Source organism: Bradyrhizobium sp. 521_C7_N1_3, assembly GCF_052075975.1.
GTDB classification, from domain to species: Bacteria; Pseudomonadota; Alphaproteobacteria; order Rhizobiales; family Xanthobacteraceae; genus Bradyrhizobium; species Bradyrhizobium japonicum.
On sequence record NZ_CP197232.1, the window covers coordinates 8,880,820 to 8,895,842 of the forward strand.

General features: G+C 62.1%; 13 protein-coding genes. 6 read left to right on the forward strand and 7 right to left on the reverse strand.

Annotated features, from left to right (window positions below):
• Positions 1-237 precede the first annotated feature (237 nt).
• Entirely contained in the window at positions 238-771 is a 534-nt protein-coding gene (locus AB7008_RS42000; protein ID WP_304491368.1) for a hypothetical protein, read from the forward strand.
• A 98-nt stretch (positions 772-869) separates the two neighbouring features.
• Here the strand turns inward: AB7008_RS42000 and AB7008_RS42005 are convergent, their stop codons facing one another.
• The 3 genes from AB7008_RS42005 to AB7008_RS42015 all read right to left on the reverse strand — a co-directional run bounded on the left by AB7008_RS42005 (position 870) and on the right by AB7008_RS42015 (position 2,221).
• Entirely contained in the window at positions 870-1,295 is a 426-nt protein-coding gene (locus AB7008_RS42005; RefSeq protein WP_304491369.1) for a DUF1801 domain-containing protein, read from the reverse strand.
• Between the two features lie 152 nt (positions 1,296-1,447).
• Entirely contained in the window at positions 1,448-1,720 is a 273-nt protein-coding gene (locus tag AB7008_RS42010) for a DUF2312 domain-containing protein (RefSeq protein ID WP_014492426.1), read from the reverse strand.
• A 198-nt stretch (positions 1,721-1,918) separates the two neighbouring features.
• Positions 1,919-2,221 carry a DUF1244 domain-containing protein gene (locus tag AB7008_RS42015; protein ID WP_304491370.1) on the reverse strand — a complete coding sequence of 101 codons (303 nt, stop codon included), beginning with the start codon at positions 2,219-2,221 and terminating at the stop codon, positions 1,919-1,921.
• Positions 2,222-2,400: 179 nt separating this feature from the next.
• Here AB7008_RS42015 and AB7008_RS42020 point away from each other — a divergent pair, with 179 nt between their 5' ends.
• On the forward strand, positions 2,401-3,000 hold the full coding sequence (locus tag AB7008_RS42020; RefSeq protein WP_014492424.1) for a DUF1036 domain-containing protein: 600 nt from the start codon (positions 2,401-2,403) through the stop codon (positions 2,998-3,000).
• The gene (gene pyk / locus AB7008_RS42025) at positions 2,997-4,433 is read left to right on the forward strand and encodes a pyruvate kinase (RefSeq protein ID WP_304491371.1); all 1,437 of its coding nucleotides are present in this window, start codon (positions 2,997-2,999) and stop codon (positions 4,431-4,433) included. Before AB7008_RS42020 ends, pyk begins: the two co-directional genes overlap by 4 nt.
• 152 nt (positions 4,434-4,585) lie before the next feature.
• Here the strand turns inward: pyk and AB7008_RS42030 are convergent, their stop codons facing one another.
• Together AB7008_RS42030 and AB7008_RS42035 are read right to left on the reverse strand one after the other, a co-directional pair.
• Positions 4,586-5,266, reverse strand: coding sequence for a TetR/AcrR family transcriptional regulator (locus AB7008_RS42030; RefSeq protein WP_028161058.1), 681 nt, complete (start codon positions 5,264-5,266; stop codon positions 4,586-4,588).
• Between the two features lie 325 nt (positions 5,267-5,591).
• A complete protein-coding gene (locus tag AB7008_RS42035) occupies positions 5,592-5,756 on the reverse strand; it encodes a Flp family type IVb pilin (RefSeq protein ID WP_014492421.1) in 165 nt (54 codons plus the stop codon).
• 420 nt (positions 5,757-6,176) lie between these two features.
• Between AB7008_RS42035 and AB7008_RS42040 the strand changes: the two genes are divergently transcribed.
• From AB7008_RS42040 to AB7008_RS42050, 3 genes are all read left to right on the forward strand, one after another.
• The gene (locus tag AB7008_RS42040) at positions 6,177-7,664 is read left to right on the forward strand and encodes a hypothetical protein (protein WP_441260749.1); all 1,488 of its coding nucleotides are present in this window, start codon (positions 6,177-6,179) and stop codon (positions 7,662-7,664) included.
• 503 nt (positions 7,665-8,167) lie between these two features.
• Positions 8,168-8,689, forward strand: coding sequence for a Cache 3/Cache 2 fusion domain-containing protein (locus AB7008_RS42045; RefSeq protein ID WP_080669761.1), 522 nt, complete (start codon positions 8,168-8,170; stop codon positions 8,687-8,689).
• Positions 8,690-9,195: 506 nt separating this feature from the next.
• Complete coding sequence (locus AB7008_RS42050; RefSeq protein ID WP_248879890.1) at positions 9,196-11,748, forward strand: arylsulfatase; 2,553 nt, start codon at positions 9,196-9,198, stop codon at positions 11,746-11,748.
• Positions 11,749-11,950: 202 nt separating this feature from the next.
• On the opposite strand, the gene AB7008_RS42055 is transcribed toward AB7008_RS42050, so the two are convergent.
• Both AB7008_RS42055 and AB7008_RS42060 read right to left on the reverse strand, forming a co-directional pair.
• Positions 11,951-13,231 carry a hypothetical protein gene (locus AB7008_RS42055; RefSeq protein WP_441260750.1) on the reverse strand — a complete coding sequence of 427 codons (1,281 nt, stop codon included), beginning with the start codon at positions 13,229-13,231 and terminating at the stop codon, positions 11,951-11,953.
• A 294-nt stretch (positions 13,232-13,525) separates the two neighbouring features.
• On the reverse strand, positions 13,526-14,500 hold the full coding sequence (locus tag AB7008_RS42060) for a glycosyltransferase family 2 protein (RefSeq protein WP_441260751.1): 975 nt from the start codon (positions 14,498-14,500) through the stop codon (positions 13,526-13,528).
• Between the last annotated feature and the right edge of the window lie 523 nt (positions 14,501-15,023).

Sequence of the window (15,023 nt, forward strand, 5' to 3'; positions counted from 1 at the left end):
CACACGCTCAAGTGTCGTCCCGGCCTGGTGCGCATCTGCACTAAGGGAGATTCCCCCACTTCCAACGGGTAATCCACCCGGTATCGCTACGCATTCCAAACGCGCATTGTGGCAATGCGCCCAGAACGGACGCGATGACAAAGTCCGAGGACGCGATTGCGTTTGCCTTGGTGTTCCGCGTTTCCGCAGCGACGCCGCATCTCAAGGGAAGTCGCCACAGCGAAGTAGGAGCATGCGATGTCAGTTCCATGCAAGTCTGAGCTCAGCCTTCTGAACCACGACGAGCGCGAAGTCATATTGAGTACGCACCATCCCGTGGTCGGAGAGATGGAGCGCGATGGACTTGAGAGCCTTCGCGCCCGACTTCGGGATCTGCGCGACAGGGAGCGTACATTGTCGCGGCATCGACGCCGCGAAACAAAGGGAACAGCCGACCCGCGCGGCAAGAGTTTCTCCGGCACGGCAGAGCATGCAAACCGGCGCCAATCGGTTTTCTCTGCCGCCATCAAGCGCGTCAAGAACGAGCTGAGGCGCATCCGAAAGTTTGAAGCACGACGGGAGCTCGGGGAAGCGGCGCGACAGGCGTTAGCACTCCGTCGGGCGCGTCAGTTTTCTCGCCCGCAGACGACCCCAACTTCGCAGGACGGCATGCGGTCCATCCCAAGCCGTCGCCGGATCAAGAAACTCCCACCGGAAAAAATCGGAAGAGTCTCGCAGGCCAACAAGCGGGCGCAGGCCCGACGAGACGCCAAACGCGGACGCGGCAATTGAGACCGAGACCGACAATCTTGCAGATCGAGGCCGCGTGCCGGACCGGCGCAATGGCGTGCTCGCCACTTCCAAGACTACAGTGTCGAAGCCAGCAGCTTCTATCTCGCTTTCCTGCCCCGCCGATCCAGATGATATGTCAACGCCAGCGAGAGGCAGACGGTGAGCTCCTGCTTCGGCAGCGCGCCAGATAGGGGCAACAGCAAAGCCCTGGTCTGCCGATATTCGAACTCATCGGGAAAGCGCTCGCGGAACGTATCGACCAGCGTCGTCTTGCAGTTGAACAAAATGGCGGCGTGCTCGGAGTCCTTGAGGCGGCCGAGCCGGATCGTGCTACCGCTGCCGCTCTCATCGGTCAGGTAAGCCGGCTCGCCCCATTTCAGGGTCTCGGTGAGCTTGCCAACCTCTTCATGCGCCGCAGCGGTCGAGAAGATCAGCGCACGCACCTGGAGTAGCCGCTTGCCGATCGGCGCCGGAAGGGCGCGGAAGGCACGGTCCACCTCGCGCGGCAGCGGCGGCGCAGTCACAGCGGTCTCCGTTCACAAACGAAGTGCAACACGCCACGCTTGTAGCCCGGATGGAGCGAAAGCGTAATCCGGGGAATGCTTCCATACTGCGAGAACCCGGATTTCGCTGCGCTCCATCCGGGCTACGGCAGCAGTGCTAGAGGCGCATCGCCTCAGAGCATCCCCAGCGCCTGCATGTAGGTCTCGAGGATCGTCTCGGCCTCGGCGCGCTCGTTCGGGTCCTGCTTGCGCATGCGCACGATGGTGCGCAGCGCCTTGACGTCGTAGCCATTGCCCTTGCTCTCGGCGTAGACGTCGCGGATGTCGTCGGAGATCGCCTTCTTCTCTTCCTCCAGCCGCTCAATGCGCTCGATGATGGATTTGAGCTGGTCCTTGGCAAATTTCGTCGCGGGCTCGTCGTCGCGGACGGCGGCGGAGGTGGCCATCTTGGTACTCCCAATGGAACTGGCAAAACGAGGTGACGCCGGCATCCTCACCGCGCGTGCTGGTTGACCCTTAGGGTTCGCCGCTCTCGCGTTCAAGGCAGCATCGCGCTCGTCCACAGCGCGCCCACACCTTCCTGCGGCTGAGCGAAGAAAGCAGTTGTGTGGTGCGACTCACCGCCAGACTGCCGGCGAGGCCGTTCAGTGCCCGGGGTGGACCTTCTTCATCGCCTCGATCTGCTCGGGCGTGGCCGCGCCCTGGTATTTCGACTTCCAGGTCTCGTAGGGCATGCCGTAGACGGCCTCGCGGCTCTCGTCCTTGCTGAGCGCCACGCCCTGCGCGTCGGCGGCGTCCTTGAGCCAGTTCGACAGGCAGTTGCGGCAGAAGCCGGCCAGATTCATCAGATCGATGTTCTGGACGTCGGTCCGCGTCCTCAGATGATCGACCAGACGCCGGAAAGCGGCGGCCTCGAGCTCCGTTCTGGTTTTGTCGTCGATTGCCATGGCTGGATCCCTTCGGCCTGAATTGGTTCTGCCCCCGATGGGGGTCACCCTTACGGGATCAGGTGGGGGCCTGTCACAGATTTTGCCATATCACGGCGCAAACGGCGCCAGAGCCACCCCGAAGGCCGGTCCCCGGCCCTACGCCAAATCGTCAATCATCTGGTATACGTTCCGCGACAATGATCGCCGAATCTCCCCGCGCCCCCCTTCGCCTGCTCGCCCGGTTGGTCCCGGTGCTGGTGGTTGGCCTGCTGTGCCTCTGGGCCAGCCCGGCCTCCGCCGACTTCCGGCTTTGCAACAACACCTCGAGCCGGGTCGGCATTGCGCTCGGCTACAAGGACGCCGAGGGCTGGACCACCGAGGGCTGGTGGAACATCTCGTCCCGCTCCTGCGAGACCCTGCTGCGGGGAACGCTGGTCGCCCGCTACTATTACATCTACGCCATCGACTACGACCGCGGCGGTGAATGGTCGGGCCAGGCCTTCATGTGCTCGCGCGACAAGGAATTCACCATCCGCGGCACCGAGGATTGCCTCGCGCGCGGCTATGACCGGACCGGCTATTTCGAGGTCGATACCGGCGAGCAGCGGGCCTGGACGGTTCAGCTTACCGACGCCAACGAGCAGCCGTCACAGCAGCAGCGCGTGCCCGGCCTGCCGGGCCCGGTCGGCCCGGGTGGCGGCGTTCCGGGTTTGCCCAATAGTCCGCCCGGTGGTACGCCCCCCGCCGCGCCTGGCCTCCCGCCAGCTCCCTCGCCACCGTCTGGAAATAAGCCATGAGGCGTCTTCGCCGTATCAAGATTCTCGCGACCCTGGGACCTGCCTCTTCGGACCTCGCGATGATTCGCCGCCTGTTCGAGGCCGGCGCCGATCTGTTCCGCATCAACATGAGCCACACCCCGCATGACAAGATGCGGGAGCTGGTCGCGACGATCCGCAACGTCGAGAGCAGTTATGGCCGGCCGATCGGCATCCTGGTCGATCTCCAGGGCCCGAAGCTCAGGCTCGGCGCCTTCGCCGAAGGCGCGGTCCAGCTCCAGAACGGCCAGATCTTCACGCTCGATTCCGACAAGGCGCCGGGCGATGCCACGCGCGTCAATCTCCCGCATCCGGAGATCCTGGCTGCACTCAGGCCCGGCCATTCGCTGCTGCTTGACGACGGCAAGGTGCGCCTGATCGCGGAGGAGACCTCGAAAGAGCACGCGGTGACTCGTGTCGTGGTCGGCGGCCGGATGTCCGACCGCAAGGGTGTCAGCCTGCCCGACACCGACCTGCCGGTCTCGGCGATGACCCCGAAGGACCGCGCCGACCTCGAGGCCGCGCTGGTGACCGGCGTCGACTGGATCGCGCTGTCCTTCGTGCAGCGCGCCGACGATGTGATCGAGGCCAAGAAGATGATCCGCGGTCGCGCCGCGGTGATGGCCAAGATCGAGAAGCCGCAGGCGATCGACCGCCTCGCCGACATCATCGACGCCTCCGACGCGCTGATGGTGGCGCGCGGCGACCTCGGCGTCGAGCTGCCGCTGGAACGCGTGCCGAGCCTGCAGAAGCAGATGACGCGCATGGCGCGCCGCGCCGGCAAGCCGGTGGTGATCGCAACCCAGATGCTGGAATCGATGATCCAGTCGCCGGTGCCGACCCGCGCCGAGGTCTCCGACGTCGCCACCGCCGTCTATGAGGGCGCCGACGCCATCATGCTGTCGGCGGAATCGGCGGCCGGCAAATTCCCGGTCGAAGCGGTCTCGACCATGAACCGCATCGGCGAGGAGGTCGAGCGCGATCCGACCTATCGTTCCGTCATCACCGCGCAGCGCCCCGCGCCGGAAACCACCGCCGGCGACGCCATCGCAGACGCCGCGCGGCAGATCGCCGAGACGCTCGACCTGCCGGCGCTGATCTGCTGGACCAGCTCGGGCTCGACCGCGGTGCGCGTGGCTCGCGAGCGACCGAAGCCGCCGATCGTGGCGATCACGCCGAACATGGCCGCCGGGCGCCGGCTCGCCGTCGTCTGGGGCGTGCATTGCGTGGTGGCGGACGATGCCCGCGACCAGGACGACATGGTGAGCCGCGCCGGCCAGATCGCCTTCCGCGACGGTTTTGTCCGCGCCGGCCAGCGCGTGATCATCGTCGCCGGCGTGCCGCTCGGCATCCCCGGCACCACCAACATGGTGCGCATCGCCTCGGTCGGGCCCGAGGGCGATGCGAATTTGTAGGCCCGCAGGTGCGGGCCAAAACAAAAATGTCGAAAACAACCCCATGCACAGTAGCCGGCGCTGCCGGCGAAGGTGCTTGGGATTTGTGAAAAGCCCAGCCCGGGCAACGGCCTGAGCGGAATCAGGCCTCGGCCCCGGCCGCGCTCGGCTTTTTAAGCTCCGACCAACGCCTTCGCCGCCGGCAGCAGCGTCTGCTGCACCACCAGACCGCGGGCCCGGGCGTCCATCACGCCGACGGCGCGCAGGGCCAGCAGCGTCACGGTCTGCACCGCATCCCGCATCCTGGCGGGATCGTCGAGATTGTCGGGCGCGAGCGGCCCGACCAGAGCCTCATGCAGCGCCCCTAGCAGCGCGGTGGCGGCGAGCGCGGTATCCTGCGCCGGCAAATGGCCGGCACGCACGGCGGCGTCGATCCGCGCGGCGATCTCGCCGGCGATCTCGCGGCGGCTGGCCAGGCGGGACGCGCTGACATCGACGTCGACCGGCTCGGCCAGGATGCCCCAGGCCAGCCTGCGCTGCGACAGCGTATGGACCGCCACGGTGGTGACAGCCGCCGCCAGCGCCGAGGATGGGCCGGGCGCGGCATCGGCCGCCCGGCGGATCGCCGCGAGCTCGTCGCGCGACACCTCGGCAATCAATTCGGAGATCAGCTCGGACTTGGACGGGAAGTAGCGGTAGACCGTTCCGGCCGCGACACTGGCCCGGACCGCAACCGGCGCGATCTGCACCGCCGCCATCCCGCCTTCCGCCGCAGCTTCCCGCGCTGCAGCGAGGATCGCACTGCGCCTGGCCGCAAGGCGCTTCACCACTTGATGCGTTCGCCGGTAAACCATGGCGCGCTTCCTGTCCCACACGCCAGCCGCACGCCCCGCGCGGCCGAACGCGTCGTCACTGCAATAGATGCAAATCGTCCCGCAAGGACTGAACAACTATTCAAAGTGAATGACAAGATGCAAATGCGTCTAGCGTCACGCCGGACGGACGGGCGCGCCATGCCTGGGATGCGAAGGTCGCCATGCCCGGGCCTGTCCCGTCTGCGCGGCCGAAGCCGCTTCGGCGCGGCGAACGCCCGGCCATGACGGCTGTGGCCACGCCACCCCACAAAAGAAAAGAGCCCCGTCCGGGACGGGGCTCTCGAAACTCTCAGATCGTCCGGTCTTACTTGAGGCTGGACGAGATCGAGCCGAACTTGGTGTTCAGCGAGCTGCCGAGGTTGTTGACGACGGTGATGATCGCCAGCGCGATGCCGGCGGCGATCAGGCCGTATTCAATGGCGGTGGCGCCGGATTCGTCCTTCACGAAACGCGAAACGAGGTTCTTCATAGACTGCTCCCAAAGAGTACACGAGGCTGACAAATGGTCTGGTCTTTTCGGCTTCCCAGCGCCGCCCGACCATGGAACCGAACCTAGAGGCAAAGAATTGCGCCGCAGTTAATTCGACTGCGGAAACACGAAGCGGATTGCACGTATTCGACGATGGTAAAGGGGAGTTGAAAACAATCCGTTAAATCGTAGCTATCCGCGGCAACGTCGCGGGGGCGCGATTTACCCGAAGTTATGACCGCGTATGGTCCAATGCCGCCCGCTCGGCCTCAAGCGCGATGAGATGAATCGTTCATCGCGCTTCAGGTTGTTGCTTGAGCATGATCTTCCCGGAAAACCGCTACACGCTTTGCGCTAATGCGGTCCTTCGGGTCCGGATCATGCCCCGGCCGACAAGAACAAGCAGGACGACGAGGCGGCATGTCCCTTTCCTTTGCCAACAGCATTGCGATGCAGAGCCGAGCGCGAGCACTGTTGCCGCTCTGCGTCGGTGCCGGCACCTATCTGTTCTTCCTCTTCGTCGGCGACACGCTGCTTCAGGACTCCGACTCGTTCTGGCAGATCAAGATCGGGCAATGGATCCTCGATCACGGCGCCCTGCCCTACACCGACTTCTATTCATTCACGCGCCCTGGGGAATCCTGGATCTCGACGTCGTGGCTGTCGCAGGTGCTGTTCGCCTTGTCCTACGCGCAATGGAGCTGGGCGGGTCCGGTCATCCTCACCGCGATCGGGATGGCGCTCACGGCCGCGGTCTTCGTCTATCTGCTCGATGCGCAGATCGAGGCGCCGCGCGCGGTGCTGTTCGCGATGCTGGCGCTGCTGCTGTCGATCCATCACGTGCTGGCGCGTCCGCATATTCTGGCACTGCCCGTCATGGTGGCGTGGGTCGGCCTGCTGATGGCGGCTGCCGACCGCAGAAGCGCGCCGTCCTGGTATTGGCTGCCGCTGATGGCACTCTGGGCGAATTTGCATGGCGGCTTCGTGCTGGGCCTCGCGCTGATCGGTCCGATCTCGCTCGAAGCGGTCGAGCATGCCGAGAAGGGACAGCGGCTGAAGCTGTTCATGCGCTGGGTGCTGTTCGGCGTCGGCGCGCTGATCGCTGCCTGCTGCACGCCTTACGGCTGGCGGACGCTGATGGGCGCGACCAACATCCTCAGCCTCGGCGAATTGCTGTCACTGATCTTCGAATGGATGCCGGCGAACTTTGCCACCTTCACCGGGTTCGAAGGCGCACTGCTCGGCCTGATCGCGCTCGGCTATTATCGCGGCCTCGTGCTGTCGGCGCCGCGGATCTTCCTGATCCTGTTCCTGACCTGGAGCGCGCTGACCCATGTCAGGAACATCGAGGCCTTCGCCTTCCTGGTGCCGCTGGTGCTGGCAAAGCCGCTCGGCGAGATGTTCCCGCGTCCGCCAGCGGACACCGCCGGCGCAGACCACTGGCCGGCCCGCTATGTCACCGCGCTCGGCGCGCTCATGATCGTGGCCGCGAGCTGGACCTCGACCTCGCTCTACATGGGACACCATCGCTTCACGTTCACGATGACGCAGACGCCGGTTGCGGCGGTCGACCTGCTCGAAAAACTCGGGGTGCAGCGCATCTTCAACGCCTATCAGTTCGGCGGCTATCTGATCTCGCGCGACATCCCTGTGTACGTCGACGGTCGCGCCGAGCTCTATGGCGAAAAGTTCGTCATGGACTTCTTCAAGGCGACAGAAGGCAAGAAGCCCGAGCTGCTGCCGCGCCTGCTCGACCAGTACAAGATCGACGCGACGCTTCTGGTCGCCGATGCGCCGGGCCCGCAGATCCTCGACCAGCTCAAGGGCTGGAAGCGGATCTATGCGGACGACATCGCGGTCATTCATGTGCGGGAGAATGCGGACGGAGCGGCGCTGCCGTCAAAGTGAGGACGTAGCCTCAGGCGTGTCCTCCCAGATGCGACGTTCGCTTGAAGATGTGAAGCGGACCTAGGCGCGCACTCCGGCCATTTCGCCGTTTGACCCATACGCAACATAGATGCAGTGCCATTGCGGCCAGGGACGCGCCCGACGACAGGGCGCGTCCCAAGTCACCAACAGGGCATCGCTCGGCATGCGGCGAACGCCTCTGCATAGGCATAGTTGCTGTCCCAATTTTCAATTGCCGTGTTGTCGCTCGGCGGCATAGATTGTCTGTGAGCGGTTGTTGAACCGCGCACTGCATTCATTGACGAAAAGTTAGACTACACTCGTTTGATCCAAGCCCGGCCATCGACATGCTGGACTTGAGTCGAGACGCGCGTCGGCCCGCCTACCAGTGCGAGGTTATCGCGTGACATTAAACCCAAACCGACAGCCTGATCTTCCGTGCCGTCACCGACCTGCGGTGAGGGCGCTGACACGTGCAGGCGTTTCCAAGGAAAGGAAAACCCATGAGCATCAAGCGGACTGCTATCGGTTTCTTGACAGTCGCGTGCCTCATTGGGGCCGCGATGCTTTTGCCGAATGTTGGCCAAGCTCAGGATGCAAAGGTCAATACAGCGATGGATCTCCTGGAGTCGATGGCGAATAAACTCGGCTCGCCAAAGATCGAAGGGGCCGACACTGTCGCCGGGAAGGAAGTGCCCGCCATTTATTTCGGCTCAACCAAGATGAACAACAACAACGATTTGGTTGATCAGGTCGTGAAGCAAGCTCAGGGGACGGCAACGATCTTCGTGAAGAGCGGTGACGAGTATGTCCGCGTTGCCACCAACGTCAAAAAGGACGATGGCTCGCGAGCGATCGGAACCATTCTGGATCCCAAAGGCAAAGCGATCGAGTCCATCAGGAAAGGCGAGGCGTTCTATGGAGAGGTGGACATCCTCGGCAAACCTTACATCACAGGGTACAAGCCGATACGCGATTCGGCGAAAGACGTGATCGGGATCTACTATGTCGGCTATTTGAAATAAGCCGCACACGCGCGACATCACCGGGGTTTAGCGCTGAGCCCCCGGGGAGAGTAGCTCGGGGCGAGCTGCCATGGCGAGCTGGACGGGCGACTGCGGTGGCAATGGGATTTGTTCGCCTTTCTTCCATCGCCCGCAAGCTCTCGTGAGAAGACCCGTGGTGCGGGGCGGCGACTAGCGACGTTCCCGCCGAGACGCCTGGTTCGGGCGACCGGCCGTATGTAGTGAGAGGCTTTCAGAGATCCGCGAAAGCGCTAGGCATCGTCGTACCCTTAACCCTATTGGCACTCGCCGACGAGATAGTCGAATAGAAGCGCTGTCTGTTGGCGCATGAGTCGCCTGTTGGCCCTTAGCGGGCCAAACGCGGCATGGTGCGCCAAGGCAGCTTCTGACCCGAAGCCGACGTTTCGGCCCCTTAGGCCCCACGTTGATCCAGATCAAACAAGCTTTGCGGCATCGTGTCCCGGATAGCCTCGATGGGTTCCGACGTCTCCATGAGGGAGCTTCCAATGACCCGTACCCGCCAGGACGACAATAGCTCAGAGCCAGAGAGCTGCTCACTAGACCGCCGCAACCTGCTGCTTTGCGGCACCGCTCTCACCGCCGCTTATTTGCTGTGCGCGCTCGGAACAACCAGCCTCGCGCAGCAAACCACCGGCACGCCGGGCTCACCCGGGGCCACCACGACGATAGATGGAAAGTATCTTCCGCCGCCGCCACCGAAGTTCGGCGGCCAGATCAACCTTGATGCCAGCCAGTCGAAACCGTACTGGCCCGCCCAAGTGGTGCCCCCGAAGGGCGCACCCAACGTTCTCCTCATCATGACAGATGATCAGGGCTATGGCGTTTCGGAGACGTTCGGCGGCGTCATCCCAACTCCTGCAATGGATCGCATTGCAAAAGCCGGACTGCGTTTCACGCAGTTCCACTCAACTGCTCTCTGCTCGCCGACACGGGCGGCGCTGATCACCGGCCGCAACCATCACTCGGTGGGCTTCGGCGTCATCACCGAAATGTCCACCGGATACCCGGGGTATGACTCCGTCATCGGGCCGGAGAGTGCCACCATCGGCACAATCCTGAGGGAGAACGGCTACGCGACGGCGTGGATCGGCAAGAACCACAACACTCCCAGCTATCAACTGAGTTTGGCAGGGCCTTTTGACCAATGGCCGAACGGGATGGGGTTCGATCACTTCTATGGCTTCATGGGCGGCGAAACTGACCAGTGGACACCATTCCTCTTCCGCGACCAGACACAAGTCTTTCCGTGGGTAGGACACCCTGGCTACAACCTCACCACCGACATGGCAGACGATGCGATCAACTACATGAGGGGGCTGAGAAACGCCGCGCCAGACAAGCCGTTCTTCGTCTATTACGTGCCCGGTGGATCGCACGCTCCGCACCAGCCTACGCCAGAGTGGATCAAGAAGATCAGCGACATGCACTTGTTCGATCAAGGCTGGGAAAAGCTGCGCGAGACAATCTTCGCCAATCAGAAACGGCTCGGTGTCATTCCGGCGAATACCCAGCTCACACCGTGGCCGGCCGGCCAGCCCGAGTACGGCGGAGCGACGCTTCAAAAATGGGATACGCTCAGTCCCGACGAGAAGAAGCTATTCGTTCGGCAGGCAGACGTCTTTGCAGCCTACACGGCCTACACCGATCATGAAATCGGCAGGGTCATTCAGGAAGTTGAAGACGAGGGCAAGCTCGACAACACACTCATCATCTATATCAGCGGGGACAACGGCAACAGTGCCGAAGGCTCGATCCTCGGCACCCCGAACGAAATGGCCGCCATCCAAGGCGTCAACATTCCAGTCGCAGAACAGTTGAAGTTCTACGACGTTTGGGGTTCGGACCAGACCACGCCGCACTTTGCGGTAGCCTGGACCTGGGCCTTTGATACACCGTTCAAATGGACCAAGCAGGTCGCGTCGCACTTCGGCGGGACTCGCCAAGGCATGGCCATCTCGTGGCCCGGCCACATCAACGACGTAGGCGGCATCCGCACGCAATTTCATCACATGATCGACGTCGTGCCGACGATCCTCGAAGCCACCGGCATTGAGGCGCCAGTGATGGTCAACGGCGTTGCTCAGAAGCCGATCGAAGGCGTCAGCATGGCCTATACCTTCGACAAGGCCAACGCGAACACCCCATCGACCCGGAGCACGCAATATTTCGAGATGGTCGGCAACCGGGCGATCTACCACGACGGTTGGCTCGCCGCCACCACACCACCCGAGCCACCCTGGGACCTGGGCTTCGGCAAGTATCCGAACGTTGTCAACGGTTACACTTGGGAGCTTTACAAGCTTGCCGACGATTATTCGGAGGCCAATGACCTCGCCGCCAAGATGCCGGACCGGCTGCGCGACATGAAGGAACTCTTCATGGTCGAGGCGGCGAAGTACAACGTGTTTCCGCTGGACAACAGCTTCACCGCTCGCGCAGCCACGCCGCGACCGAGCGCGACGGCGGGTCGGACCGTATTCACCTACTCAGGTGAGTCGTCTGGTCTTCCCTACAGCAGCGCCCCCGACATTGCTGGCAAGTCTTACTCGATCACCGCCGAGGTCGAAATTCCGCAAGGAGGTGCGGAAGGCATGATCAATACGCTCGGGGGCCGTGGCGGTGGCCATGGTCTCTATCTGCTCAAGGGCAAACCAGTCTTTGTGTACAACTTCTTTGACGTGGAACGCTTCCGATGGGAAAGCCCAGCGGCGCTCGCGCCGGGCAAGCATACCGTGGTGTTCGATTTCAAGTATGACGGTCCCGGGTTCGGCAAGGGCGGCACCGGCGTCCTGTCGGTGGACGGCAAGGAAGTCGCCAGCAGGACGATCCCGCACACCATTCCGTTCGTCGAGACGATCTACGAGACCTTCGATGTCGGTGTGGATACGCGCACGGGCGTGGACGACAAGGACTACCAGCCGCCATTCCGTTTCACCGGCAAGATCGACAAGCTAACGGTTAAGCTGGTCCCGTTGAATGCTGCGGAGGAAAAGCTCCACCAGCAAAAAGTCCAGGAGACGATCAACAAGGCACAGTAAATCAATCCGCCCGTGTTGCTTGGTACTTGGCTTTGAACTCGAAATTGCGCGGCTATTGGCCCAAGCGGACCTGAAGCGCTAGGCCGCTAACGTCTGCTGTTGGGGGCGAAGCGGACCTCGCGACCTCGCCGGCCGACTTCCGGAAATGACCCAAAGCGGACATAGCCCGTCATCATCTTGTGCCGTCGCTTACAGTCATGCCCTAAGGAAAGAACACGATTGTCGCGTCGTCAGTGGTCTGCCCGACCTCTCTGAGGTCATGCTGAGGTGCCTGAGGAATTGCCGTCGATTGGCCGGGCAAGACGAGCATCGAATTCGGGGGTGAACCGGCAAGGTCAAGAAGAAGGTCCTGGAGTTGCCTACCAAACTCGATACCGACAGCGTAAATCAGGAGCATTCTCCAGCGGTGTGGCGGCGGGAAATCATGAGAGCCGCCTCGCCAAGGAGGTGGAACATCATCCGAGATCAAGGCTCCATCCCATTGGATGGGACGCAAATAGCCAGGGCACAAAAATGTGTTTTCGGCAGTCATTGTTCCAACCGTGCTTCCGTATTCGATGTCGTCGATTTGGAAATCCCATCGAACGCGCAATGCGGCTCTCTTATTAACAGAATATGTTTGGGGGGTGCCCGGCGGTACTCTCAGCCAGCGGTCGTAGCCGTCCCAAGAGAATTGGGGGGCGCGCGTCAAGGTCGCAGTGCCGTAAGCAGAAGCTGCCACCGCGCTTGCGAAGCACTGCTCTGCTGCTTGAGTGAGCCGCGCGGATGCGCTGAAGCGACGGCCGGACGTGTTGAACTCGCCGCCGAGCAGGCTGCGTGCCTGACCCCGCAACGACTGCTCGTCGAGTTCGATCGGCAAATCCGCGTTCGGAGTCCACACCCGGGCGAAGCGCGCCATCCGGCCTTGCAGGTCGGGGCCGTCGAACAGGAACAGCTCGACGAAGGGACGCCAATTGTTAAGCCACACTCGGGATATCCGACGATCGATATGGCGCGACTGCAGCTCTTTTTCGGGCCAGACGAATTCATCTTGCCAGGGATTGAGCCAGACGCCCGGATTGGCGCCTGGAAATATTACTGGAACGTCGGCGGGGGAAACAATGATGGCCGGATCCCTTAACCCGGCGGGCGCGGCGACATGCGGTTCGTAGTCGAGCGTCAGTTTGTAGGCGAAGTCTGGGCCGAGAATGAGGTCAGCGGCGTCCCGACCTTCTCGCCACAGAGCGAACTGCTCGAACACCGTGAAGAGTTCTTTACGCTGATCCATGGTACGGGCGTCTCGCGCCCGAGCGCCCAGAACCGCCAGAAACTCCGCGACCGAGGCAGACTTGCCAACAAGTGCCTGCACCCATTCGGGGGGCTCTCGGATGAGATCCCGGGGCATCGAAGTTCTTTCTTGCGCAGAAGAAACGTTGCGGAAATGTGCAACGCCATCGCGGAAGACCACCTCTGGATCGTGTTCACCGACGCTTTTGCTTTGCATGGCTTGATCCTCCACAAGCACTCTGCCGGTCCTCGTAGATCAGACTAGCACTGCACATCGTCCCCGACTGTGAAATAAGGCACATAGCTGCCCGAACGGCGCGACGGCACGTCCACACATGGCCCTTAGTCGAAACATGTTGACCCCGTCCCGGCGTCCGCTATCGGCGGTAAACCAGACGGGGAGCCGCGCTCGCATCGACCGCCGCTTTTGACCCATAGCGGACCTTGCTATTTCGAGCGGTGGTCAGTTAGCTGCGCTATCAGATCAGAGCGTTCCCGCAGAAAGGATGAATTAAATTGCACCCGGCGCGCGCGCCCGAGCACGGATGATCTTGTTGAGAGCCATCAGGACCGAGGGGCGCAGGATTTGGATTGCGTCACGGATCGTTGCGCCGAGTGGCTGCCGGCCGATCCGTCCGCGTAGTCGAGCAACACGCAACGCACGCACGACCGTTTCAGGATCGGGAAGTGCTCCTTTATCTTCCAAAAGGCTCCAAGTGAGGCGTTTGAGATCGACAGTCTCTTGGTCAATGTGAGTGAACGACCCGTCTGCCGTGATGCAGGGGTGGTTGGTCATGTCGTAAAAGATAAGACCATCGTCTATCGCTACCATGTCACCATGGCAGGCCAGATCAATGAAGAACAGTTGGTCCACCCCCCAACTTATCGACTTGTAGTTTCGCATCAGGCAGCCGGCTTTGACGACGTTGCTATTGACCAACAGCGTCGATGGGACAATTCCGAGCGACCGCGTTTTGCCCACCAAATAGAGATCAGTCAGGCACTGTTGGCCCGAATACACGTAAATCTCACCCCCTTGCCGGTACTTTATGCCTTTGTCTTGAACCAGATGGCTTGTGGAGGTGATGAATGCCGCGGCGGGGTAGGCCAACGCAAGTCTCGCGAAAGACGTAAGCGCCCCTGGTGCGAGCCAGTCGTCGTCATGCAACAATTTGATCCAGGGACCGCGACACGCAAGCATCGCATTGTTCGTGTTCTCGACCTGACCACGGCCTCTGCGGTTCTCGACGACTCGGATGCGCGGTTCTGTGCTGACATATTCGGACAAGAGGTGACAACTCTCGCCCACTAGCCCTTCGTCGTCGCTGATCACCATTTCCCAATCGGAGAAGTCCTGCTGCTGCACGCTTTCGATCGCGCGTTGCAGCCCAAAAGGACGTCGAAAGGTTGGGATCGCGACCGAAATGAACGGCCGGAGTTCCGAACGTCGGGAACTACCACGTGGGAGGGCCTGCAACTTGTGCATGCAGTAGCTCCTCGGTGATCGAAGCGGCTGCTGGAGGCCGTCCCCACGTGCCGTCGAAACTCATCCGCAGGCAACGCCGAACGTTCCCGCTGAGCAAGCCGAGTTTGCCGAAGGCTAGACAGTGAAGCGAGCACAGTCATCGTCCATTCGCATGACGCGGCGGGACTGCCTAACCCGCCTCGTCAAAGGGTCTCAGTATCGGGGACGAAGTAGGTTGCAGCGTGCTCTGTAACTTTCACCTCCGTGAGGCCAGCACCGTCTAGCAACCGGAGGAATTCGATTGGTAGCTAGAGCAGTCACCGCCGCAAAAAATGCGTGACAGCTCTTTGCCAAAGCATCATGACCTTGGCGTTCGAAGGCCGGCAGTCGTTCCGCCTCGCTGCTCGACAGTTCTGCTGGAGACACAATCATCATCCCCTAGACGCAAGACTGCTCAACAATAACCGTTCTTGGGGAGCGGTAACATCCTAGATGTCCGGATGTGGCCCATAGTTGAAGGTCCATATGACCAATCGGACTTCAG

Bases quoted from the DNA above. Each gene is read 5' to 3' on its own strand.
- AB7008_RS42000 (WP_304491368.1), top strand. From the start codon at position 238: ATGTCAGTTCCATGCAAGTCTGAGCTCAGCCTTCTGAACCACGACGAG.
- AB7008_RS42010 (WP_014492426.1), bottom strand. From the start codon at position 1,720: ATGGCCACCTCCGCCGCCGTCCGCGACGACGAGCCCGCGACGAAATTT.
- AB7008_RS42015 (WP_304491370.1), bottom strand. From the start codon at position 2,221: ATGGCAATCGACGACAAAACCAGAACGGAGCTCGAGGCCGCCGCTTTC.
- AB7008_RS42020 (WP_014492424.1), top strand. From the start codon at position 2,401: ATGATCGCCGAATCTCCCCGCGCCCCCCTTCGCCTGCTCGCCCGGTTG.
- pyk (WP_304491371.1), top strand. From the start codon at position 2,997: ATGAGGCGTCTTCGCCGTATCAAGATTCTCGCGACCCTGGGACCTGCC.
- AB7008_RS42030 (WP_028161058.1), bottom strand. From the start codon at position 5,266: ATGGTTTACCGGCGAACGCATCAAGTGGTGAAGCGCCTTGCGGCCAGG.
- AB7008_RS42035 (WP_014492421.1), bottom strand. From the start codon at position 5,756: ATGAAGAACCTCGTTTCGCGTTTCGTGAAGGACGAATCCGGCGCCACC.
- AB7008_RS42040 (WP_441260749.1), top strand. From the start codon at position 6,177: ATGTCCCTTTCCTTTGCCAACAGCATTGCGATGCAGAGCCGAGCGCGA.
- AB7008_RS42045 (WP_080669761.1), top strand. From the start codon at position 8,168: ATGAGCATCAAGCGGACTGCTATCGGTTTCTTGACAGTCGCGTGCCTC.
- AB7008_RS42050 (WP_248879890.1), top strand. From the start codon at position 9,196: ATGACCCGTACCCGCCAGGACGACAATAGCTCAGAGCCAGAGAGCTGC.
- AB7008_RS42055 (WP_441260750.1), bottom strand. From the start codon at position 13,231: ATGCAAAGCAAAAGCGTCGGTGAACACGATCCAGAGGTGGTCTTCCGC.
- AB7008_RS42060 (WP_441260751.1), bottom strand. From the start codon at position 14,500: ATGCACAAGTTGCAGGCCCTCCCACGTGGTAGTTCCCGACGTTCGGAA.